The following is a 22,933-nucleotide window of genomic DNA, read 5'->3' as shown; positions in this document are numbered from 1 at the left end:
CCCTTATTGCATCACAAAGCCGGTAAACAGTACCCGCTCAATTACTTTACTTCCTTCCACATCCATCATTGCAGCTTGTACTTTATCTAGCGCAGTAAAGCGCAGTGTTTCTTTGCCTACACTGGTGCTTAGTTCATCTGCGGTAGTCATTGAAAATACACTCAATAGCGTACCTTCAATCAGTGGAATATGCTTTTTAGCAGTTTCTTCATTGCCATCTCCGCGCACCAGCAATTGCACTTTAATTTGTACAATTCTATCGCGACTCGCCCCTGGAACATTAAATATAAAAGGTCTTGGCATAGCAACATATAGCGCACTGCCGACCGTTGCCGAGGAGCTTGATGATTCTGCGGCTACTTCACCACTGGCGGCATCATCTGTTAAAGTTTCTACGGGCTCATCATCACCCGATAGTAAAAAGTAACCAGCTACACCGCCAACAATAACTAATACAGCGGCTATAATTATAATGAGTTTGCTTTTATTTTTACTGACTTCTTCTATTTCTAAATTAGTATCTTCAGCCATTGTATTTCCTTTATTCGCAAAGGTATTTGCTTGTTTTAACTATTATAATAGCAGGACTTAGGCATAGTAATCTATTGATGATGACGTTTGTTGTCCAGAACTGTGTGTTTGCTTATCTGGTTGCTCACTATTTGTCTCATCTGAAGAGCTATTATTAGCCATTTGACCTTGTGGCTGACCTTCTTGTTGCTCGTTTTGTTCTGGAGATGAATCACCATAAGAAATACTGCTTTCACCTAGCTCTAAACCCTGTTGCATTAATAATTCTCTAAGTCTAGGTAAAGACTGCTCTAGCGCTTCTTTGGCTTGCTGATTTTGCACTACAAAGTTTATTTGTGCTTGCTCTGCATCACTTCGAATGCGAATTTGCATACTGCCCATCTCAGGTGGATCTAAACGAATTTCAGCTTCTTTATTATTAATGCTTAACATTGAGGTAACGCGCTCTTGTAGCATTTTTGCAGCATCACTTTTAATAATATTTAACGCCTGTAAGGTAGCAGGATCAATGCTTACCTGTTTAGCTTGTGCAGTACTTTGCAACTGCCCGGCCTGTAAACTTTGCGCTTCAATAATAGCTTGCTCGTAGCCTAAAGTATCGTATTTAGCGATAGTATTAAGCGACGATTTATCGAATATATTAATGATTTGAGAAAAAATCTGTGCAGCACGCGGTGGCATTTGCTCTGCGTTAGTGGCGCGCATACTCTCTTTTTGTAGTACATCAAGCTGTTTAGCAAGCTCCTCAGGCGTTTCGGCTATCGATTTAGAGCTTTCTAATTTTAGCTCAGGTTTTACATTAGCCGACTCTGTACCTTGGTGTGTTTTAGGTGGAACACCTGCTATCAACGTATTATTAGCAAACAGCGGTTTATCTTTGGCACTAGACAAAGTGTCTGCGTTGATAGCTGTTTCTAAATCACTGATAACCCCTTTTAATAAAGTAAGTTCTTTAGTAGATAGAGGCTCACTTTTAATGTATGCCTGCATCTGATTAAGCAATGCCTGTTTTTCTGGGGTAGTTAACGTACTTATTTGTGTATTAATGGCTTGTTGAGGAGTTTGCGGTTTCTCGCTTTCGCTAACATACTTACTGAGTAATTGCTTTAAATCCGCTACATTGTCTTTATCAATAGGTTTGCTCATCGCATCAAGCTCAGTAGCAAGTTCATCTTGTTGTGAAGGCGTTAAATTTGCTAAGAGTTTATCTGCTTTAATTGCATTATCATCTTTTGATAACAGCGCTAAAACAGAGGCGTCTATCGATGCTTTAGTACTCGTAGGAACAGTCGGCTTATCTGATGGTTTAGCAACCGCTTGCTCATTTTTAACAGTCTCAGATTCTCCGGCTATGGCAGCTGTCGCTATCGATTTAGTTCCAAGCTGTGAAGACTCAGCTGCAGTTTTGCTCGCTGACTCAGCACCTACAGCATTTTGTGCTTGTAAAATAGCTGCATCATCAACAATTTCATCACTTGGCAAATTAATAACAATAGGTGCAAGCTTATCTTCAGGCTTGATGTTTATTTTGACACCGTCTTTATCTATTAACTCTGCGCCGCTATGAGAATTATTTTTTACTGAGGTGTCGATTACTTGTGCCGCATTAATTTGCGCCAACATATCTTCACCGCTCAAAGGCTTTTCTTCGCTATCTTGCTCTTTTAGGTCGGGTTGTTCATCTGAAGGCTGTTTGTGTGGCGCTTTGACCTCTGAATCTTGTGTTTCAGAAGCTTGGTTCGCAAGAGCTAGTTGGTCGAAAAAACCAGCATCATTACTACTATCTAGTTTTGCTTTATCACTGTCTTTTTTAACTAAGTATGAGTCTTGCTCAGATACCGCCAACATTGAAATATCATTCATCGCCATAAATCACCTAATAAAAGCGGCAACAGCCCACCGCACAATCCTAAAAAACATTGCTCTAATAGAACATAAGCAATTAGTATGCCTACCTTATAGTGCTTTATTCCTTTGATAAAATTGATTAGAAGAAAACTCATCTAACATTTTTTGTTCATTCTTAGCCACCAGCATATCCGCTTTTAACTGTTGCTTTTCAATTAGCTTAGCAACCGCTTTGGCTTTAACTTGTTGTTTTAACCATAACGTTTTACGCTGGCTCACGACTTGTTTTGCAGTATTAACGGTACTCGCTTGTTGGCGAGTCGCCTCTTCAATCTTAGCTATGAATGCGTGATACTGGCTAAACCCGGCACTTGATAAGCCCGATTGCCCTTTAATATGAAGTTGCTGCGTATATTCAAGTCGAAAGTCATTTAAGCCTTGAAGCTTTTGCTGATTTAGCTGCAAGTTTTGATTTGCTTGCAAGTAGCTCATGCGTAATGTTTCTTCTTTTTCATTTTCAAGCTTAAGCAGCAAATGTAGTTTATTTTTTGCCATTATGCTTGTCCTAATAATTGTGCGAGCCCTTGTAGGCCATCATCATAACTAATCACGTCACGCATGCCTTGCTGTAAAAATGCGTTCACTCTTGGCATCATGTTTATTGCCTGATCAAGCATTTGGTCACTGCCTTTTTGATAAGCACCCAAGGTGATCATATCTTTATTCTGTTGATACATAGAATATACTTGTTTAAGTACCCGAGCTTGCTGCATATGTGGCTCTGAAACCACTTGTGGCATCACTCGAGAAATAGACTTTTCTATATCAATAGCAGGGTAATGACCGCTGTCGGCTAAATCACGCGATAAAACAATATGCCCATCTAGTATGGCACGTGCGGCATCGGCTATCGGGTCTTGCATGTCATCACCTTCACTCAGTACAGTAAAAAAGGCAGTAATAGAGCCTTGCCCTTCTCCGCCATTACCAGCACGTTCCACTAATGCGGGTAATTTAGCAAATACTGAAGGCGGATAACCTTTGGTAGCAGGAGGCTCACCCACAGCCAGTGCTATTTCACGCTGTGCCATGGCATAACGCGTTACCGAGTCAAGCAGTAACAATACGTTTAGCCCTTGATCTCGAAAGTATTCTGCAATGGTGACTGCACTCTCACAGCCTTTTAATCGCATTAATGGTGAAGCATCAGCAGGCGCTGCCACAACAACTGAGCGTTTACGTCCTTCAACACCCAGTATTTCTTCAATAAATTCTTTTACTTCTCGGCCACGCTCACCAACTAAACCCACTACAATTACATCGGCTTCACTGCCTCGAGTCATCATGCCCAATAGTACTGATTTACCCACACCGGAGCCTGCAAATAAGCCCATACGCTGACCTTGGCCTACGGTAATTACTGAGTTAATAGCGCGTACTCCCACATCCATGGGTTTACTAATGGGGCGTCTTGCCAGTGGATTTATTGCGTTTTGAGCGAATTTAAGTGTGTGTTCTGCGTTTATTTTCCCTAGCCCATCTAAAGGTCGCCCTAAACCGTCGACAACTCGGCCAAGTAAACTCATACCAACAGGTAAACCAGTGTCGTTAACTTGAGGAATAACTCGGGCACCAGGAAGTACACCTGAGATATGATCATTGGGCATTAAATATAAGGTTTGATCATTAAAACCAACAATCTCGGCATCAACAAAGCCGCTCATGGTTTCAATTTTACATTGGCTGCCTACTGGAGCTCGCAGGCCTTTTGCTTCAAGTGTTAAACCAACCACACGGGTTAAAACACCCGCAACCGCAGGGGCAGGGGTTTTAATATGTTGTTGGTATTGAGATAAGCGTTCGCTTAATGAAGTATCGCTCACAGACATTGCACGCCAATAAAAAGTTAGATACCACTATTATGCAAAAAACTATCCAATGTTTCTTTGACACGAGTTTTCAAGGTCATATCTAAAGACGATAGTGTTGTCTTAACTTCACAACCGCCGCGCTCCAATGTAGGCTCTGGAATTAACTGCCAATGATTATCTTCAATAGCTTGCTCGCCATAACTGGTTTTTATAAGTGTTAGGTCTTCTGGGTGAAGATGAATTTTAACTTTCTGTTGCTCTGCATTCAATGCATCAATGCTTTTTTTCAAGGTATGTAAGATAATATCAGGCGAAGTTTTTATCTCTTGATAAATGATTGCTTCACTAAGCATAGTTGCTAACTGTACCAACTGCTTTTCTGCTTGCTCATCCACTTTTTTAAGTGGATCAGATAAACTATCTAACAAGCTGCGTAAGTGAGTTAACTGCTCATCCATCAAAGGTTTAACCTCTTCTTGACCTTGGGTTTTACCCAGCTCAACACCTTCTTTGTAACCAGCTTCTTTTCCCTCAGTTACGCCTTTATCAAAACCATCTATATAGCCTTGCTCGTGTCCTTGCTTAAGACCTTCCTCATACGCATCTTGGCGAATGCGCTCAAGCTCCACCATAGTAAGAGAAGGTAATTCTTGTTCTTCGGGCTCTTCATCTTGCTCTTTGGCCATTTCTTTATGGTATAGCTCTGCCAATGGCGTACCAAAAGCGGTCGAACGATTGCCAAAACTTCGCTCATCTGGCGCAACATCTGGAATTGGCCAATTTTTTAATAGCTCATCAGCTTCATCAGCGTGTAACGGGCGACCTTTTGAGTTACTCATAAATTATAAGAACTCCTCACCACCGCCACCACCAAGCATAATTTCACCTGAATCTGATAGACGACGAGCTGTTGACAGTATTTCTTTTTGTGCTGCTTCTACTTCACTAATACGCACTGGTGCCATAGCTTCTAGGTCATCAGCAAGCATTTCTGCTGCACGTTTTGACATGTTACCCAAAATCTTCTCTTTAAGCGCTTCGTCAGTGCCTTTAATCGCCTTCATCAGTACATCTTGAGGCACTTCACGTAAAATTGCTTGAATACCTCGATCCTCTACATCCATTAAGTTTTCGAAGACAAACATTAAGTCTTGAATTTGTTGCGACATTTCTTCGTCATGCTCACGGATAGAATCCATTAACTGCCCTTCAACATTGGTATCGAGGTAGTTCATAATATCTGCAGCCGCTTTTAAGCCACCCATTTTCGCAGCTTGTGCGCCCGCTTGACCAGCGAATTGTTTTTCCATAATTTCGTTTAATTCTTGTAAAGCCGCTGGTTGAACTTCTTCTAAATTAGCAATACGCATGGTTAAATCTAAGCGCACTTTTTCAGGAAATTGCGCTAAAATCTCAGCAGATTGTTCCGGCTCTAAATAAGAAAGCACAATTGTTTGAATTTGCGGATGCTCATTACGAATAATATTCGCTACCTGCTTTGAGTCCATCCATTTTAATGAATCAAGCCCTTTAGCGCCTGAGCCCATGACAATTTGGTCTATTAAGCTGGCGGCTTTATCTTCACCTAGTGCAGCCGTAAGTGCTTTTTTGATAAAATCTTCAGACTGAAAACCTATCGTACTAAAGCTTTGAATTTGTTCGATAAACAAGTTGTGCACTGCGCTAATTTTAGCTTGCGACAAATCATCGATTGCCGCCATGGCCATACCTACCTTTTGCACTTGCTTTGGCTCTAAGTGCTTTAAGATTTGCGCTGCATCTTCTTCAGATAAACTTAGCAATAATATCGCCGCTTTATCTACACCATCGAGCTTATCAACATCAAACGCCGGTGGTAGTTGTTTTTGTTCTTGATCAGTCATCTTCTGTTAACCACGCTTTCACTACTTGTGATGATAGTTCTGGTTCGTTGGCTACAAGGGCACGAACCGCTTTCAATAAGTCTTCGTCGCCATGTAGGTCTGGTAACTGTAGTGTACCATCGCTTGAGAAGCCAACTGAAGCAGAATCAAAGTCATTATTAAGCATATCTAATGTGCTGTCACCAAGGTCAACACCTGAACTAAGAGAGTCTTCATCATATTCTTCAAGTGTATTATCTGGGTAAATTAAGCGCTTAAGCATAGGCTTAACTACAGCTAAAATCAGTACAATAATAACCAGCGCACCTAATACTAAGCGCATCATTTTCATAAACCAATCTTGTTCCCATAAAGGCAATTCAAAATCAAGCGCTGAGTCTTCACGAACAAATGGTACGGTTACTACTTCAAGTGCATCGCCACGTTGCATATCAAAGCCTACGCCACCTTGTAACAAACGACGAATATTTGACAAAGCTTCTACCGAGCGTGGTGTCATGGTTGTTTCACCGTTTTCACCAACCGTGGGTAAGTAATCGACCGCTACAGACACACTTATTCTGCGGATCACACCCGTTTGCTGACGTTTATGAGAAATAGTGGTATCAAGTTCATAGTTACGGGTAGCTTCTTTATGAGTACGACTTGGAGAGGTTGCAGTGCCTGCACCGCCAGCCATTGCATCTTCAGGTATCGTTGAGTTAACCGGAGGCTGATTAGTAAGTGCACCAGGAATACCTACCGCTAAACCACCGATATTATTTTCTTCGAAAGTGGTTTCACTTCTTACTGCCGGTAAATCTGGGTTGTAACGTTTTTGTGTTTCTTCTACTGCACTAAAGTCCATGCTTAAATCTACTTGGGCGGTGTAATTACCCAAGCCAACGACGGGAATTAGAATGCTGTCAATTTTTTCTAGGTATTCTTGCTCACGTTTACGCTCTAGGTCGTATTCTTTACGAGAGCGTGCAGCCAAAGAGGTTTGCGAACCTGAATTTAATAAGCGACCGTTTTGATCGGTCACCGTTACGCGAGAAGGCTCTAGCCCTTGCACCGCTGAAGCAATCATATCAACTACTGAGTCAACTTCTTCGCTATCTAGTGAGCGACCACGCTTAAGCGTTAATACTACTGTTGCTGAGGGTTTTTTCTCTCGACGAGCAAATACATTTTCTTTTGGAATAGCTAATAGTACTTTGGCGCGAGTAACGTTGTTTAGCTCTTCAATAGTACGGGCAAGCTGTTGCTCGCGACCATGTTTAAGGCGCTCACGTTCTAAACGTTGGCTTACTCCAAACCCCATGTCTTGCATAATAATATCGCTACCTGATGTCGGCCCTTGATCTAAGCCTTCACGGGTCATCAGTAACTTAATATTTTGATACTCAGTTTCATCAACCGACACCACATTACCATCAAGTTCATAGTCAATTTTTTGCGCATCTAAAAAGTCGAGTGTTTCAATTAACTCTTGAGTTTGCATTTTACCTAATGGGCGCATATCTGGCTGACGAGCCCAGATAATCACGAAGATAGCAATAGCCAAACAAATGGCCAATGCAACAATCAGGGTAATTTGACGTAAAACATCAACACCACCTAGGGCGCTGAAATAGCCTGATTTTTGCTCTTGTTGATCTTCAGTTTCACTTTGCTCCATCATGCCATCAGCAAGTGCCAGATCTGTAGATTGATTAGATTGCGCCACAATAATTCTCCACTACCTAGTTAAACAGGCATGTTCATAATTTCTTTGTAAGATTCAACAAGCTTATTACGAACCTGTACCGTAGCTTCAAATGCCACAGAAGACTTTTGCGAAGCAATCATCGCCTCAGCAAGCGATACGCTTCTATCGCCCATCTCAACTGCTTTTCTTTTTTGTCCTGTGTCTTGCTGAAGCTCATGCACTGTATTAAGTGCATTACTCAACATATCACCAAACTGTGCTGTAGACGTTGATTGCACTTGCGTTGGCAAGTTATTAACTTGGTTACTACGCGTGGCTTCTGAAGCCATAGATTGCATTTCTTGAAATAAAGCACTGTTTTGAATTTTCATAATTGTCTCTGATAATGCAGTAAACTCTTAAATAGAATAAAGCACAAAACATGCCAAAAATAAAATTCAATTAAAACAATATGTTGAACTATAAAATTACGTAGTCAGAGTTTTGACAGCCCTAAAATGTGTTACTTAGTTTTAGGGCTGTTGAGGTTATGCAGGGAGGGAAATACCTAAATCGCGCATTTGCGCTAATTTGTAACGCAAAGTACGTGGACTTATACCTAAGGTTTCGGCTACTTCTTTACGCTTCCCTTGGCAACGCGCCAAGGTTTCTAAAATTATGCGATGTTCTTTATCTTTAAGTTCATCTTTATAACTCCCCGTGTCTAGGGCGAGCAAATCATTTTTTTGCTCATCTTCGGGCATTGTTTTTTCATCATAATAAGCGTTACTGAGATTACTTTTTATAGGCTCCGGCACTGTTGTTGTTTCAACCACAAACTGAGTTGGGGTTAAATTTTCGATAAAAATTGCATGCTCATCAATAGTACTGCCACTGCGTAAAATTAAAGCACGTTGAATAACGTTATCCAGCTCTCGAACGTTACCCGGCCAGCTATGGCTAAGTAGTTTTTGTTCAGCGCTTGTATCTAGATACGCCATTGGCTCTTTGCTTTTACTTAAGTGACGTTCAATTAAATGCTTAGCCAGTACAATAATGTCGCCAGGACGCTCACACAGAGGTCGCCACAGTAAAGGGAAAACATTGAGTCGATAATATAAATCTTCGCGGAACTGATTTTCAGCAACAGCCTCTTTTAATTCGCGGTTACTGGTTGCAAGCACACGTACATCTAGCGAAATAGTTTTCCGACCGCCTAAACGCTCAACTTCGCGTTCTTGTAATACCCGCAGTAGTTTAGCTTGTAAGCCTAAATCCATTTCGGTGATTTCATCAAGTAAGATAGTCCCACCCTGTGCTTGTTCAAACTTACCCGGGCAGGCCTGAATCGCACCAGTAAACGCGCCTTTTTCGTAGCCAAACAAAGTAGCTTCAAGCATGTTTTCAGGAATAGCAGCACAGTTAATTGCTACAAATGGTTCATTGCAGCGTTTTGACTTGTCATGAATATACCGTGCCAGCACTTCTTTACCTGAGCCACTTGGCCCAAGTACCATTACGCTGGCATCTGAACGAGCAACTTTACCTGCAAGTTCAAGTAGTTGAATACTACTAGGGTCGGCAACAATAGGACCGTCTGTTTCTTTTTCCTTTTCAGGTAAGTAACGGCTCACCATGTTCAATAGCACTTCTGGGGCAAATGGCTTAGCCATATAATCAATCGCGCCTAGGCGCATGGCCTCAACTGCATCATCAATAGTGGCATAGGCCGTCATCATAAGTACGGGTAAATCAGGGTGATTTAATTTAATACTGCGTAATAAATCCAAGCCACTCATTTCGCCCATTTGTACATCACTGACCACCAGTGAAAATACATCTTTTTTTAATAACAACATGGCTTGCTCTGCACTACTGGCTGCCGTGCAAGCGATGCCCGACATTTCTAGAGTATCAATTAATGCTTCACGAAGTCCGGCGTCGTCTTCTACAACTAAAATAGTGTTACTCATGTGACTCCCCTAATTTAGATGTGACACTAATAGGCAGCAACATACTAAAAATTGCTCCCCCGTGTGGGTTGTTGTTTGCCTCAACCCTTCCCTGATGCGCACTGGCTACCGAACTAACAACGGCAAGCCCTAAGCCTGTACCTTGGCTTTTAGTGGTATAAAAAGGTTCAAATATTTTCTCGCTCTGAACTAAGTCAATGCCTGGACCATTGTCACTAACGCTAATGCGCACAAAGTCAGAGTCTTGTTTGTCACGCTGGGCGCTAAGGTAAACCTGCGCGCCACTGCCAATAACTTGAATACTGTTGTGAATTAGGTTTTGAATAGCGCTGGCTAATGCGGTTTTATTACCCATAATTTCTATATCGGGTTCAGGTAAGCTCACATTTAATTCGCTATCATTGAGCGCTACCATGGCATCAGCACCGGCTTTTACTTCACTGAGTAACTGTTGCATCGACACTTGCTCAACTACCTGTTGATCACCACTTTTAGCAAATAGCAGCATGTCGTTTACTTGGGTTTCTAAATCTTTCAAGCGAGACATTAATTTTGTGTGAAAACTGCCGCGTGATGCTTCGGGTAAGCGCTTTGAGCCTAAGTTGGCAGCATACAACATAGCTGCTGATAACGGTGTGCGTACTTGATGGGCCAAAGATGCCACCATTTTACCTAACGCACTTAAACGCTGCATATGCGCGACTCGTTTTTGTAAGCGTCGGGTTTCAGTCAAATCGGTCATTAATATAAGTTGCCCAGGCTCTGGCGCAAGTGCGGTAATATCGAGTTTTATTAAGCGTCCATCTTTTAACGACACTTCATGGCCATCATCTTGATGAGGACGAAATGAGCGCTGAATAACACTAAACCACTTCTCACCTTCTAGTGGTTCACCGAGCATATCGATAGCAATTTGATTCGCTTTAGCGATCATTCCTTTACCATCGAGTACAATCACGCCCGCAGGCATAGTATCAACTAAATGAGAAAGCCAACTTGCCTGTTGACGCAAATCACTCAACTCACCAACATACTCCTCTTGCAGTAAACATGGGTTATACTGATTAGCAGAAATAAACTGGGGTTTTAGCACACTTGCAAGGGCCATAATCAACTCTCTAAAATAATGTAGATACAGTGGCTAATGCACAATATGTACCAAAATTATTTACCCGTAAATTCAATAGATTAAACCGTAAAAACACGTGCCGTAAAAATGACGCGCAAAGGAAAATGTATGAATAAAGAGACTCAGTGCCGCTGCCCATGGTTAGATACAACAAAACCTGACTATGTGGAATATCATGATCATGAATGGGGCGTCCCTGTGTATGACGATCAACTACTTTTTGAGTTTTTAACATTAGAATCGGCACAAGCAGGACTCAGCTGGTATACCATATTAAAAAAGCGTGAGAATTATAAAAATGCCTTCGCCAACTTTGATGTACACAAAGTAGCGGCCTTTACTGAACACGATATAGAAAAATTAATGCAAAATGCGGGCATAGTTCGCAACCGCTTAAAAATTGTCGCAACAATTAATAACGCAAAATGCTTTATTACTATTCAAGAAGAGTTTGGCAGTTTTAGTGATTATCAGTGGCAGTTTGTGAGTAATAAACCTCAGGTAAACGATCTAGAAACACTGGCCGACTACCCTGCAGTTACTGAGGCATCGACGTTATTTGCGAAGGATTTAAAAAAGCGTGGCTTTAAATTTTTAGGCCCAACCACAGTGTATGCCTACATGCAGGCCTGTGGAATGGTTAACGATCATAGTAATGATTGTTTTAGGAAGGAAGAAGTTAAAAAGTTAGGCTAAGGGCGGGTTTCGGGTTACGAGACGCGAGGTAAACCCGCTGACAATTATAGCGCCGAGTTTGCATTAAGCGTAGTGTTTAGCTTTTCTAACCTAAAACCTAAAATATAACACCTGCACTTTGCTCTTAATCCCTAGACAAGTTATATTTTTTCATTTTTTCGACCAGTGTGGTTCGCCTTACGCCTAGCACTTCAGCAGCACGGGCAACAACGTAATCAAAGCGCTCTAATGCCTGGGTGATTAAGTTAATTTCAAGCTCAGCTAAGTACTCCTTAAGCTCAATACCTTCATCGGGCAATAAACCCGGTGCCGCTTGAGCAAAATCATCTTCAAGGTCTATTTCGTCTTCACTAAATCCGCCGCTAAAAATATCATTAAACGCATCACGCTCCATCAGTTCTTCTGGATACTGTGGCTCATAGGCTTCAACTTCAATGTAGCGGTATTTGTTAGGTAAGTCAGGAACATCCACCACCTTGTCAGGGAACATAATAACCATACGCTCAACTAGGTTCGCAAGCTCACGAATATTACCCGGCCAAGAATGCTCTTTTAAACTATCAATAGCACGCTCTGTAAACTTAGCCGTAGTACCGCTTTGTTCATTTACACGGCGCATTAGCTCTTTAAGTAGCAAAGGGATGTCTTCTGCACGTTGAGCAAGTGATGGACTCTCAATAGGAAAAACATTTAAGCGATAATATAAATCTTCTCGGAATGAGCCTTTTTCAATCATGCTTTCAAGGTCGCGGTGGGTTGCAGCAATAACACGTACATCGGCTTGAATCGCTTTAGTACCGCCAACGCGCTCATAGCTACGCTCTTGTAGTACTCGCAGTAACTTAACCTGCATTTGCAGCGGCATATCCCCTATTTCATCTAAAAATAGCGTGCCACCTTGCGCCAATTCAAACCGGCCTTTACGTGCTGAAATAGCTCCGGTAAATGCACCTTTTTCATGGCCAAATAGTTCACTTTCTAGTAGCTCCGCAGGAATTGCCCCACAGTTTACTGGTACAAATGGGCCTTTGTTACGCTTAGAAAGTAGATGCACGTTACGAGCAACCACTTCTTTACCCGTGCCCGACTCACCTAAAATAAGTACGTTGGCGTCGGTTTTAGCAACTTGAGTAATTAAAAAGCGTAAATCTTTTACGGCTTTGGTTTCACCTACAAGGCCATCAAAGGTACTTTTTTCTTTATTATGTTGATGCTCATGAGGCAGCATACGCTGATATTGCTGGCAATCATGTAGTAACTGAGTGGTAACTTCATGAGTAAATGGCTCACAAATTAGTCCAACAACATTGGCGAGACTCAGTAGCGGTTTGAGCGTTTCACCAATCAATAAAAAAGGAAATGTTGGATAGCGTTTAATTAAACTTTCATGATCCAAAGATTGCAACGCCCCTAATACCACAATACATTCTTTATTTTGATAGTGACTACATGCCAGCTCAAAGTCAGCTTCTGTTTGCAACTGTACCGCCTCACCAATAAAAGTAAGCGATGCATATAATCCAATAGAGCGATTATTATTATTATCTAAAATTAAGATCATTTTTAGCGAGCCATTTATTTCACTAATTTGTTTTATTAATCAAATTGTAAGCCAGTTGGATTTGGATGCAAGTAATAGCGGCGATTTTTTGACATTAACGCCAAAAAACAGACACCCTGCCTGAAAAGCCAATACTTTATAACTAATAACTCTTTAGCTATTTATAACGGCATACCTACTTAGGATGAATTATCTAACACATTTTGCCACTAGTAATGATACGATTCTACAAAGAAGAAACTCATAAAAACTGCTATTATTACTTAAAGGTGTGACTGTTTTGGCCGATAAGTAACAGTCAAACTTATGTTGGAACTAAACTTGCTTAAGGTTCTACACATGCAATTAAAATTTGAGGAATTACCTATGGCGCACGCATCAATCAATAAATACCGTCAAATAACAGTTAGCAGCGTTAAAGAAATGACGCCTTATGATCAAGTCAAACTCGTGTTTGTGAATATTGTTGGCAAACTCTCTGCTGCAAAGGGATTTATTGAACGTAAAGAGTTAGAAAAAAAAGGCAACGCAATCTCTGATTGTATTGTGCTACTTGGTGCGTTACAGCAAGTATTAAATTTTGAACATAATAATGAAGTATCAACTAACTTAGACTCTTTGTACGATTACTGTCAGCGCAGCTTATTAACCGCGAACCTTGAGAACGATATAGAAAAAATTGATGAAGTAATTACCTTGATCAAGGAAATAAAATCAGGTTGGGAAGCAATTCCATTTGAACAAAGAGAACCACAACTATAATGTCTTTAAATCGGGTTACAAGCTCACAAGTTAAAGATAGTGAGACTCGAGCATATTGCAATGAGCTAGTAAGTTTGATTGCTGACTCAGAAGATTGGGATATTGAGCAAGCGCTGAATATTCATAATAAACTCGATATTCACATAAGTAGCTCACTTTCTAGAGAAAAAACTCATTATTCAGCCACTGAACTTGAGTTTTTAATCAACCTAATAGAACAGCTATCTGTTAAAATAGATAATCAAAAGCAACTATTAGCGGTTAAAATAGTTGGTAATCAAAAAAATAAAAAAGCTGTAAATAAGTATAAATCTAATATTTAAAAACACTTCTTGCCTTAGCTAACCCCCTATTTTATTCCCCTTTACAGAGTGATTAATTGATTTATCACTCTGTATTTTTATAGCCTGAAAGTTCACTATAAACCAAGCGTTGTTAATTACCAATAAGCGAACAGGTATAAAAAAACCTGACTAACAAGCCAGGTTTTATTTACTAAACAATGCTATTTAGCTAGACTTTTTAGCCACACCCGGTAGGTTAGCTAATTGCTGCTGCAAGTAACTTCCTGTCGAGTTTAGGTTAGCAACTAATATATCCATGGCATTGTATTGGCTATATAGTCGCTCTTCATACTTTTTCATTCGGCTATTAAATGCATCAACTTCATCTTGTAGCTTATCGAGTTGTGTTTCACGCCCTTCAATACGTGAACTAATAATACCATCAGAGGCCGTATAACCTTTAATAACAGTATCTAACTGGCCAACAAAACCATCACCGTCATTTTCGCCAACAAAAAACGTTTGGATAGCTTGTGGATCACTTTCTACGGCAGCTTTAAGAGCGTCAGAATCAATACTTAACTTACCTGAGCGCTCAGTTCTAATACCAAAGTTAGCTAAAAAGTCGGTATTACCATTACCCGTGCTAAATTCAGATGTTAACATCGAGCGTACTTGGTTTACAGAGCCTCTAAGTAATGAATCACCCGCAAGTGCACCAACGCCCTCTTCAGCGCTAGAGCGACCGAGCTGATTTGATAAATCAATAAATGCATTAAACTTCTCTACAAACGACTTTAATCCAGCAGCAACATTATTATTATTTTCAGTGATAGTTGCTTTACTTAAATCATCGTCTGCATTGTGAGTTTTTTTAGCATTAATGGTAACGCCTTCAATAACATCTTTAAACTCATTGGTACTGCTTGAGGCCACAAGCGTTCCGTCAATCGTAATTGAAGCATCCGTCGCTGCTGTTACTTCGTTTAAGTTTTCAGCATACGTTGTTGATGTTGTATCACTATCATACGCAAGACGAGACAAGCCAGACAAGTCTGTATTACCACCATCACCGACATCATCAACTACAATTTTTATTGCGTTTTCTGCGCCGGTTTCTTTACTTGATAACACTAATCGCTGCCCCGTATCATCGGTAATAATAGTAGCATTAACTGAATCATTGTCAGCAGAGTCATTAATCGCGTCACGTATATCAGCCAGCTTTGCTGTGTCTGACACATTTATGTCAAAACTGTTAGAGCCAGAACTAATCGTGAGCTTACCCTCTCCCACCGCTTCATCGCCAGCTATAGCATTTGATGTTAGCTTATGGTTCTCAGCCAAACTATTAACTTTAATCGAGTAATTATTGGTTTGCGCGTTTTTTTCAGAGCTTAAAGAAACAAAGTCGTCACTGCCACTGATAGTGCGCTTTTGAAAGTTTTCGATGTCACCCAATGATTCTAGTGAACCATTAAGCTCTTCCAAAGAGGCTTTTAGGGTACCTACTGCAGATATATCGGTAGTAAAGTTTGCTTGCTGTTTAGTTACTCGAGCTTGGTAAGGGCTTTTTTCAGCATTCACTAAAGCAGTTACAATTTCATTAACTTGAAGCCCTGAACCTATACCTGTAAATGAAATAGCCATAATACTTACCCTCTTAAATTGCTCAAACTAAACTTTAAAATCAACTAACACGCCAGTGGCTTCCGCTAATTTAGCAACAATTCCTAACACTTCTTCAGAAGGATACTGCTTAACTAAATCACCACTTTCTTTATCAATCACCTTAATAACATTACGGCCAGAATCCTCATCCACTTTAAACTGTAGACTACGGTTCATTTCGCCCATAAAGTCCTGCAATTGCTGTACCACCTTCTCTAGTTTTTCAGGTGATAACTCTGTTTCAGAAACTTCACTATTACTTGCAGTGGTGGTGATGGGTGTATTCTTTTGTTCATCAGCATTTTGCTTAACTTGTGATGGGGTTTGGTAACTTGAGGTAACCTCACCTTTTTGCGCTGAGCTGATATTTAGATTTAAACTTTGCGTTTCCATAATTCGCTCCTACTATAAAGCGATATAAAGCTTTATACCTATACAAGAAAGGAAGGGTTGCCCCTTCCTTAGTAGTTAAGTATAGAGCTTATTGTTAAATTAACCTAATAAGCTAAGTGCTGCCTGTGGTAACTGGTTAGACTGAGCTAAGATTGTTGTACCAGCCTGTTGCATAATCTGGTTCTTAGTTAGTTTAGCTGTTTCTGCAGCATAATCTGTATCTTCGATACGACTTTTAGAAGCCGACACGTTTTCTGATACGTTTGAAAGGTTAGCAATAGTGAAGCCAAAACGGTTTTGAACCGCACCTAAGTCTGCTCGTTGTGCATCAATTTGCGCAAGCGCCGCATCAATTGTTTGAATTGCATCTTGTGCACCTTGACTTGTTGCCCCAGAAATATCAATAGTTTCAACTGATGTCAAAGAGCTTGTAGAAGCACTAAATAATTCAGTTTCATCGGCAGTTCCATCATTAGAAATACCAATTTTATTCGGTGATGATAAGTTTATTTCTGATGTTTTTGAAGCTACTGCAGCTGCAGCCGCTTGCCCATCAAACGTTAAACCACCAGCTGGTGTACCTACAGCCTCAACTATAGATTCAATACCATCCACACCTGTTGCTTTAAGTGTAATATTATCTGCATCAGAATCGTAAACTGCATCATACCCATCGGCAACCATATCCTCAGCTAAGCGAGCCATATCACCACCGTAGGTACCTAAATCATAGTTGTCATCGCCAACATTGATTGTTGCGTTATCTGTATTAGTGATACCAGCAATAGTTACTTCTAAGCGAGCTTCAGCAACTACGCCTGTAGCAGCAGCATTTATTTTTGCTGCAGCACCATCAGCACCATCATTAGCCCCAAGAGTAACATCGACACCATTAATATTAAGCGTACCTGCTGTTATAGCTTCATTTGCAGCCATGGTACCAGCTGCAGCTGCTGCGCCAAATACAGAACCAGCACCATCAATTTCATTTGCACCAAGCGCATCTGCTGATACATCACGCAAAGTTACGTTAATTGTTTCGTTAGCGTTTGAACCTACTTGGAATTGTTTAGTACCGAACGAACCATCTAGTAAGCTTGTACCACCAAATTTAGTCGTTTCAGCGATACGAGTAAGCTCTTGCTGTAATGCGCCAACTTCTTTTTGTAGTGCCGCACGAGCGTTAGCATCGTTTGAACCATTTGCTGATTGTAGAGATAGATCACGCATACGTTGTAAGATGTTTGATGACTCTTGCATCGCACCCTCAGCAGTTTGCGACATTGAGATACCATCGTTAGCGTTACGCTGAGCAACACCTAAACCATTAATTTGTGAAGAAAGACGGTTAGCAATTTGTAGACCTGCCGCATCATCTTTCGCGCTATTGATTTTCATACCAGATGAAAGGCGTTGCATTGATGTACCTAACGCATCGCTTGATTTTGATAAGTTTCTTTGTGCATTTAGTGATGCAACGTTAGTATTTACTGATAAAGCCATGTTATAACTCCTGATTACTTTCGTAATGTAACTAATTGATTTTAACCAAGAGCCATCACAATAAAAATCTGTTCAAGCTCCGTTCTAATTAAGTTAACGGCAGTTATAAAATTACCTTTAGCTTTTTTTTAAAAAAAATAATAAAAACTTTTAGTTGATTGAAATACAAACAAAAAAGCCAAGCAATATCGCTTGGCTCTTTTATAGTTAGCGGGTATTAGCCACCTAAAAGACTTAATGCGGCCTGTGGTAACTGGTTTGCCTGAGACAAAATAGTAGTACCGGCTTGTTGCATGATTTGGTTTTTAGTTAACGTTGCGGTTTCAAGCGCGTAATCGGTATCTTGAATACGGCTACGCGAAGCTGACACGTTTTCAGATACGTTAGCAAGGTTGGCAATGGTAAAGCCAAAACGGTTTTGCACCGCACCTAAATCGGCACGCTGAGTATCTATTTGTGCCAATGCAGCATCAATTGTTTGAATTGCCGATTGAGCCCCCTCACTAGTTGTACCACTAATATCTATCGCTTCAACCGATGATAACTCACTCAATGCACCATTAAACATCTCTAGCTCATTCGCTGAACCATCATTTGAAATACCAATTTTATTCGGTGATGACAAATTAATTTCTGACGTTTTTGAAGCCGCCGCTGTAGCTGCAGCAGTTCCGTCAAACGTTAATCCACCAGCTGGAGTACCTGCATCCATAACAGATTCAATACCATCAACACCCGTTGCTTTTAGCGTAATCGTTCCAGCATCAGAATCGTAAACTGCATCATAACCATCAGCAACCATATCTTCAGCTAAACGAGCCATTTCGCCACCATATGTGCCTAAATCATAGTTATCATCACCAATATTAATTGTTGCATTATCAAGGTTTGTTACTCCACCAATAACTACCTCTAAGCGAGCCTCGGCTGTAACGCCTGACGCGGCTGAATTAATCTTATTAGCAACCCCATCGGCGCCATCATTGGCCCCGAAAGCCACATCAGTACCATTAATATTTAGTGAACCAGCAGCGACAACTTCGTTAGCGGCCATACTGCCTGCGGCAACTACACCAAATACAGTGCCTGGCCCATCAATTTCATTAGAACCAATGGCATCGGCAGCAACATTACGTAAGCTTACATTAATGGTTTCATTGGCATTAGCACCTACCTGAAACTGTTTAGTACCAAATGTACCGTCAAGTAAGCTGGTGCCACCAAATTTAGTAGTATCTGCAATTCGAGTGAGCTCTTGTTGCAGGGCTGCCACTTCTTTTTGCAGGGATGCACGGTCAACTGCACTGTTTGAACCATTCGCTGATTGCAGTGATAAGTCACGCATACGTTGTAAGATGTTTGCAGACTCTTGCATCGCACCCTCAGCGGTTTGCGCCATTGAAATACCATCGTTGGCATTACGCTGAGCAACCGTTAGGCCATTAACCTGAGAAGTTAGTCGGTTGGCAATTTGTAAACCTGCAGCATCGTCTTTTGCGCTATTAATACGCAAACCAGATGATAGTCTCTGCATTGAGGTTTCAAGTGCCATGCTAGATTTAGATAGATTGCGTTGCCCATTAAGTGATGCAACATTTGTATTTACGCTTAAAGCCATTTTACCATCTCCTAGTTTCAATCAGAATGTGGTTCAAAATATTTAAGCAAAAACCACACTTTCTATGACTAGCTAAATGCATTAGTTGTGCCAACTAGCAAAAAAAAGTTAAACCCCTGTTTTATAACAACTAAATTGGGTTTATTGCGACTTTAAATTGAGGGCTAGCGTTTTTTTGACAGAAGAGAAAAAGGGGTGACAGTTTTTTGCCGCCTTGTTAAGGCAAGTTATTACCTATTTTTCTTTAAGTAATAACCTGCCTTGGATGGTATTTATAAATAATCGAATAATGAAAGTTTAGCCAAGCGACCAAAAGTCGCCATCGATCTGTCTAAACCTGCCTCCTGTTTAGCGAGTTCACTAATGGCTGCAGCAGGATCAATTTCAATTAAGCTCGCTCTGTTGTCTTGATTATTAATATCTAAAGCACTGTTTGAATCGGTCACACGCTCCACCACGTTCATACGCCCACCTAGGCCAGCCTGAGTAAACACAATTTGCTCACTGGCATTTTTAAGCTGAATTAACCCATCCGATAACGCTTGGTTAATTTGCGCTCCATCAAGTTGTTCGTCATTTAGACTAGTGATCAGATCTTCAAGCGTATTAAGCACATTTTCTTTACCTGGCTTTTCAAGGGTGAAATCAAGTTGGCCGGGTGCTACACCTTCAAGTTGAATTTCCATGCCTGCAAACTCAATCGGCTCATCAGTTACTTCACCAGTAACAGGTGGTACAAGAGGATTACCATCACGTAATATTTCATACTGATCAGGCGCTGAAGGCGTTGCACCAGGGATAACATTAACGTTATAGGTATTGATCGTTGGAGAAATAAGCGGATCTGGGTCTGAGTTATAATTATCTTTATGAAAGCGATCAAACTCGCCTTGGTTTTCAACATAAACAGTCCCTGCGGTAATGCCGCCTGATGGCGCTCCATCATTCGACACGACATCAAGACGTGCATCAACTCGTTCAAATACATTAAAACCATTATCACTTGATTTGATCTCAACCCCTTTTGCGATCGTCACTTCATGCTGGCCTTGATCGCCTTGGTATTCGTATTTGCCATTAGTGCTATTAAATGTATAGGTTTGAATATCGTCTTGATAGCCAGAGAATAGGTATTTCCCCCCTTCTGATTGACTATTCATTAAGTTAAGCAGCGATTTTTGCAATTCTTTTAGTTCACTGGCAACTGAAGCCAAATCACTTTGACCTAACGAACCATTGCCCGCTCGTATGGTTAGCATTTGCGCCTCTAAAATAGTGTCGTTCATACCTTTAAGTATGCTTTCTTCGGTTGATAAGCGACCATTTAGCTGCTTTATATTTTTAGTTAACTGCTCATTGGTTTCTATTTTATTGGTGTACAACATCCCTTGCGATATAGCAGCTGGGTTTTCAGAGGTACTCAAATACTTTTGACCTGTGTTTGCTCGCTCTAAAGCGCCTGCAACGCCCTGTTGATTATCTAAAATTTTATTAATTTGACTTTGATACATTAAATTATTTGATAAACGCATAATTACCTCGCCGCACTCAATAAGGTGTCAAAAATAGCTCTCGCTGCAGTTAATACTTGTGCAGAAGCAGCATAAGATTGCTGGAAACGCAGCAAATTAGCCGCCTCTTCATCTAAGTTTACGCCCGATAACGATTCGTACCAGGCTTCTGATTGTTGTGCTAAAGCATCAAATGCAGCACCATTGGTTTTTGCTTGACTGGTTACTACACCAACATCGGTTACTAACCCAGCATAGGCCTGATTCAACGTTTTATGATTATCAGCTGAGGCGCTCGCTACTACATTTTGACGTACTAAATCGGTGTTTTGTAAGTCAGCAAGTTTTTGACCATTGCGGTTATCATCAAAACCACCTTCATTAAATTCTAAATTAAAGGTATCTCCCGTTGCTGGTACGCCTTCAATATTAAAATCAAAGCCATAACCATCGTATGGTGCCCCGGCTTGAGCGAGTATATTGTTAGCAGGCGGTGTAACCGTAAACGTAGTTGTACCATTACCATCAGTAAGTTGATATTCATTAGCATTGGCTGTTTTAACAATGCTAATAGGGCCATTTGCTAAATCCAAAGGATTACTAAAACTACCCGTGGTTACATCGGTGACATTACCCGGTGAAATACTGCCTGTGCCTGTATTATCTAGGCCGTCAGCTGTTCTAATTGGAGAGGCTAAGGCAATGTCTTCGCCCCGACCTGTTGTCAGCGATATATTACCTGCCGCGCCACTATTAAGTTTTACCTGAAATTGGTCACCGGCATTACCGGCTCCGGTTACGTTTAGCTCTAAACCAAACGACTCCCCACTGGTAATAGCGGCTGAATCGATAATGCCACTGGGTGGAATAGTTGCTAAAGAGGCTGTGCCTAAAGGTTCACCTTTATTATCAATAGGCTGAATACTTACTTCGTTAGGATTACCCGTATAAGTGATCACAAAGTCACTTGCTGGCAGTTCACTGCCTTTACCTGCTTCAATGGTTGCCTTTATTGCCGCTGTACCTGTATTCGCTTGGTATGCGTAACCACTCACTGTTGGGATATTAAAAATATCGCCTCCAAGCTCGCCATTTGCATCCATACCTAAACGATTTTGCTGATTAAACGAATCAGCAAGTGCTATCCCCATCTGGCCTATTTGATTTTGAGCAGGCACCAAAATATCGTCTCTAAACGCTAATAAACCGCCAATTTTACCTTTGAGTTTAGTAGGGTCTATATCTAGTGGCACAGCCTTACCGCCATTTACATCTAGGCGTAATTCTTTAAAGCTTGTATCTGGGTCGCCACTAATCGAAAATAAATTAAATGAGCCATTTTGCATAACAACGGCTTCGCCTGTGCCCATAAACACTTGTTTTTCGCCATTTGGGCCATCTAACGTTTCTATATCAATCAGTTTTGATAAATCACGTATTGCTTTATCACGTTCGTTATAAGCCGAACTCGCATCGGCTTCATTGTTAGTACCATGAACACCCGCTATCTCTTGATTCAACGAACTAATACTTTCAATAAGCGTATTAGCCTCTTCAGAAAAGATTTCTAATTGCTCATTAACAACCGCTTTTTGCTCAGAAACAATACCTGCAAGTCGGTCCATTTGGTCTATCAAATTTTGTGCATCACTCATCACTAATGAACGAGCAACTGTTGATGAGGGTTGATTAAGAGCTTCTTGCACGTTATTAAACATTGAGTTGATACTAGTTGATAAGCTGTTTGATTTTTCTGAAAAAATTTGATCAACCCGACTCGCTTCACTAACGAATTGATCAAAAAAACTTTTATTTGAAGTATCTCGGTTTAATTGCTTTTGCGCAAACTCATTCAATAATCGGTACGTTTGACCACGGCCTACCTGATTATCAATCATGGTGGTAAATTCGGTGCGCTCACGTACATACCCTTCGGTATTAACATTTGCGATGTTTTTACTTGTCGTTTGCAATAACTCAGAGTTTGCTCTTATTCCTGAATTTGCAATATTTAATAAATTAAACGACAT

The 22,933-nt window shown here is 40.8% G+C and carries 20 protein-coding genes; 3 read left to right on the top strand and 17 right to left on the bottom strand.

All coding sequences use genetic code 11. From position 1 onward, the window contains the following. Positions 1-3: 3 nt before the first annotated feature. The 10 genes from fliL to CWB78_RS08880 form a co-directional block, all read right to left on the bottom strand. A complete protein-coding gene (gene fliL / locus CWB78_RS08925; RefSeq protein WP_010387911.1) occupies positions 4-531 on the bottom strand; it encodes a flagellar basal body-associated protein FliL in 528 nt (175 codons plus the stop codon). Positions 532-588: 57 nt separating this feature from the next. Beyond that, positions 589-2,400, bottom strand: a complete 1,812-nt coding sequence (locus CWB78_RS08920) for a flagellar hook-length control protein FliK (RefSeq protein ID WP_138595132.1) — start codon at positions 2,398-2,400, stop codon at positions 589-591. An 87-nt stretch (positions 2,401-2,487) separates the two neighbouring features. Then, positions 2,488-2,934 (bottom strand): flagellar export protein FliJ, encoded by a 447-nt coding sequence (fliJ, locus tag CWB78_RS08915; protein WP_010387909.1) that lies wholly within the window; start codon positions 2,932-2,934, stop codon positions 2,488-2,490. Then, complete coding sequence (gene fliI / locus CWB78_RS08910) at positions 2,934-4,268, bottom strand: flagellar protein export ATPase FliI (protein WP_054201721.1); 1,335 nt, start codon at positions 4,266-4,268, stop codon at positions 2,934-2,936. The genes fliJ and fliI overlap by 1 nt, the downstream gene beginning before the upstream one ends. Before the next feature lie 17 nt (positions 4,269-4,285). Next, complete coding sequence (gene fliH / locus CWB78_RS08905) at positions 4,286-5,089, bottom strand: flagellar assembly protein FliH (RefSeq protein ID WP_055013207.1); 804 nt, start codon at positions 5,087-5,089, stop codon at positions 4,286-4,288. A 3-nt stretch (positions 5,090-5,092) separates the two neighbouring features. Next, on the bottom strand, positions 5,093-6,133 hold the full coding sequence (gene fliG, locus CWB78_RS08900) for a flagellar motor switch protein FliG (RefSeq protein WP_010387902.1): 1,041 nt from the start codon (positions 6,131-6,133) through the stop codon (positions 5,093-5,095). Continuing rightward, positions 6,126-7,841 carry a flagellar basal-body MS-ring/collar protein FliF gene (fliF, locus tag CWB78_RS08895; protein ID WP_054201723.1) on the bottom strand — a complete coding sequence of 572 codons (1,716 nt, stop codon included), beginning with the start codon at positions 7,839-7,841 and terminating at the stop codon, positions 6,126-6,128. Before fliF ends, fliG begins: the two co-directional genes overlap by 8 nt. 20 nt (positions 7,842-7,861) lie before the next feature. Then, positions 7,862-8,194, bottom strand: coding sequence for a flagellar hook-basal body complex protein FliE (gene fliE / locus CWB78_RS08890; RefSeq protein ID WP_010387900.1), 333 nt, complete (start codon positions 8,192-8,194; stop codon positions 7,862-7,864). Between the two features lie 156 nt (positions 8,195-8,350). Beyond that, on the bottom strand, positions 8,351-9,775 hold the full coding sequence (locus CWB78_RS08885; RefSeq protein ID WP_054201724.1) for a sigma-54-dependent transcriptional regulator: 1,425 nt from the start codon (positions 9,773-9,775) through the stop codon (positions 8,351-8,353). Then, positions 9,768-10,883 carry a sensor histidine kinase gene (locus CWB78_RS08880; RefSeq protein WP_075169684.1) on the bottom strand — a complete coding sequence of 372 codons (1,116 nt, stop codon included), beginning with the start codon at positions 10,881-10,883 and terminating at the stop codon, positions 9,768-9,770. Before CWB78_RS08880 ends, CWB78_RS08885 begins: the two co-directional genes overlap by 8 nt. Before the next feature lie 129 nt (positions 10,884-11,012). On the opposite strand from CWB78_RS08880, the gene CWB78_RS08875 reads away from it, so the two are divergent. After that, positions 11,013-11,600 (top strand): DNA-3-methyladenine glycosylase I, encoded by a 588-nt coding sequence (locus CWB78_RS08875; protein WP_010387897.1) that lies wholly within the window; start codon positions 11,013-11,015, stop codon positions 11,598-11,600. A gap of 124 nt (positions 11,601-11,724) precedes the next feature. Here the strand turns inward: CWB78_RS08875 and CWB78_RS08870 are convergent, their stop codons facing one another. Beyond that, on the bottom strand, positions 11,725-13,161 hold the full coding sequence (locus tag CWB78_RS08870; RefSeq protein WP_138595130.1) for a sigma-54 dependent transcriptional regulator: 1,437 nt from the start codon (positions 13,159-13,161) through the stop codon (positions 11,725-11,727). A gap of 366 nt (positions 13,162-13,527) precedes the next feature. On the opposite strand from CWB78_RS08870, the gene fliS reads away from it, so the two are divergent. Both fliS and CWB78_RS08860 read left to right on the top strand, forming a co-directional pair. After that, positions 13,528-13,923 (top strand): flagellar export chaperone FliS, encoded by a 396-nt coding sequence (fliS, locus tag CWB78_RS08865; protein ID WP_010387895.1) that lies wholly within the window; start codon positions 13,528-13,530, stop codon positions 13,921-13,923. Beyond that, positions 13,923-14,246, top strand: a complete 324-nt coding sequence (locus CWB78_RS08860) for a hypothetical protein (protein ID WP_024602019.1) — start codon at positions 13,923-13,925, stop codon at positions 14,244-14,246. Before fliS ends, CWB78_RS08860 begins: the two co-directional genes overlap by 1 nt. 186 nt (positions 14,247-14,432) lie before the next feature. On the opposite strand, the gene fliD is transcribed toward CWB78_RS08860, so the two are convergent. From fliD to flgK, 6 genes are all read right to left on the bottom strand, one after another. Beyond that, a complete protein-coding gene (gene fliD / locus CWB78_RS08855; protein ID WP_010387891.1) occupies positions 14,433-15,857 on the bottom strand; it encodes a flagellar filament capping protein FliD in 1,425 nt (474 codons plus the stop codon). A gap of 27 nt (positions 15,858-15,884) precedes the next feature. Continuing rightward, entirely contained in the window at positions 15,885-16,271 is a 387-nt protein-coding gene (locus CWB78_RS08850) for a flagellar protein FlaG (RefSeq protein WP_054201727.1), read from the bottom strand. A 99-nt stretch (positions 16,272-16,370) separates the two neighbouring features. Continuing rightward, positions 16,371-17,774, bottom strand: a complete 1,404-nt coding sequence (locus CWB78_RS08845) for a flagellin (protein WP_138595128.1) — start codon at positions 17,772-17,774, stop codon at positions 16,371-16,373. Between the two features lie 217 nt (positions 17,775-17,991). Next, a complete protein-coding gene (locus CWB78_RS08840) occupies positions 17,992-19,392 on the bottom strand; it encodes a flagellin (protein WP_055013201.1) in 1,401 nt (466 codons plus the stop codon). Positions 19,393-19,664: 272 nt separating this feature from the next. Continuing rightward, the gene (gene flgL, locus CWB78_RS08835) at positions 19,665-20,924 is read right to left on the bottom strand and encodes a flagellar hook-associated protein FlgL (protein ID WP_075169686.1); all 1,260 of its coding nucleotides are present in this window, start codon (positions 20,922-20,924) and stop codon (positions 19,665-19,667) included. Between the two features lie 2 nt (positions 20,925-20,926). After that, a complete protein-coding gene (flgK, locus tag CWB78_RS08830; protein WP_075169687.1) occupies positions 20,927-22,933 on the bottom strand; it encodes a flagellar hook-associated protein FlgK in 2,007 nt (668 codons plus the stop codon).

The sequence above is a fragment of the Pseudoalteromonas sp. S1612 genome, from assembly GCF_005887175.1.
Lineage (GTDB): Bacteria > Pseudomonadota > Gammaproteobacteria > Enterobacterales > Alteromonadaceae > Pseudoalteromonas > Pseudoalteromonas undina.
The sequence above is the reverse complement of the archived record's forward strand: the minus strand, read 5'-3'. Positions and strand labels throughout refer to the sequence as shown.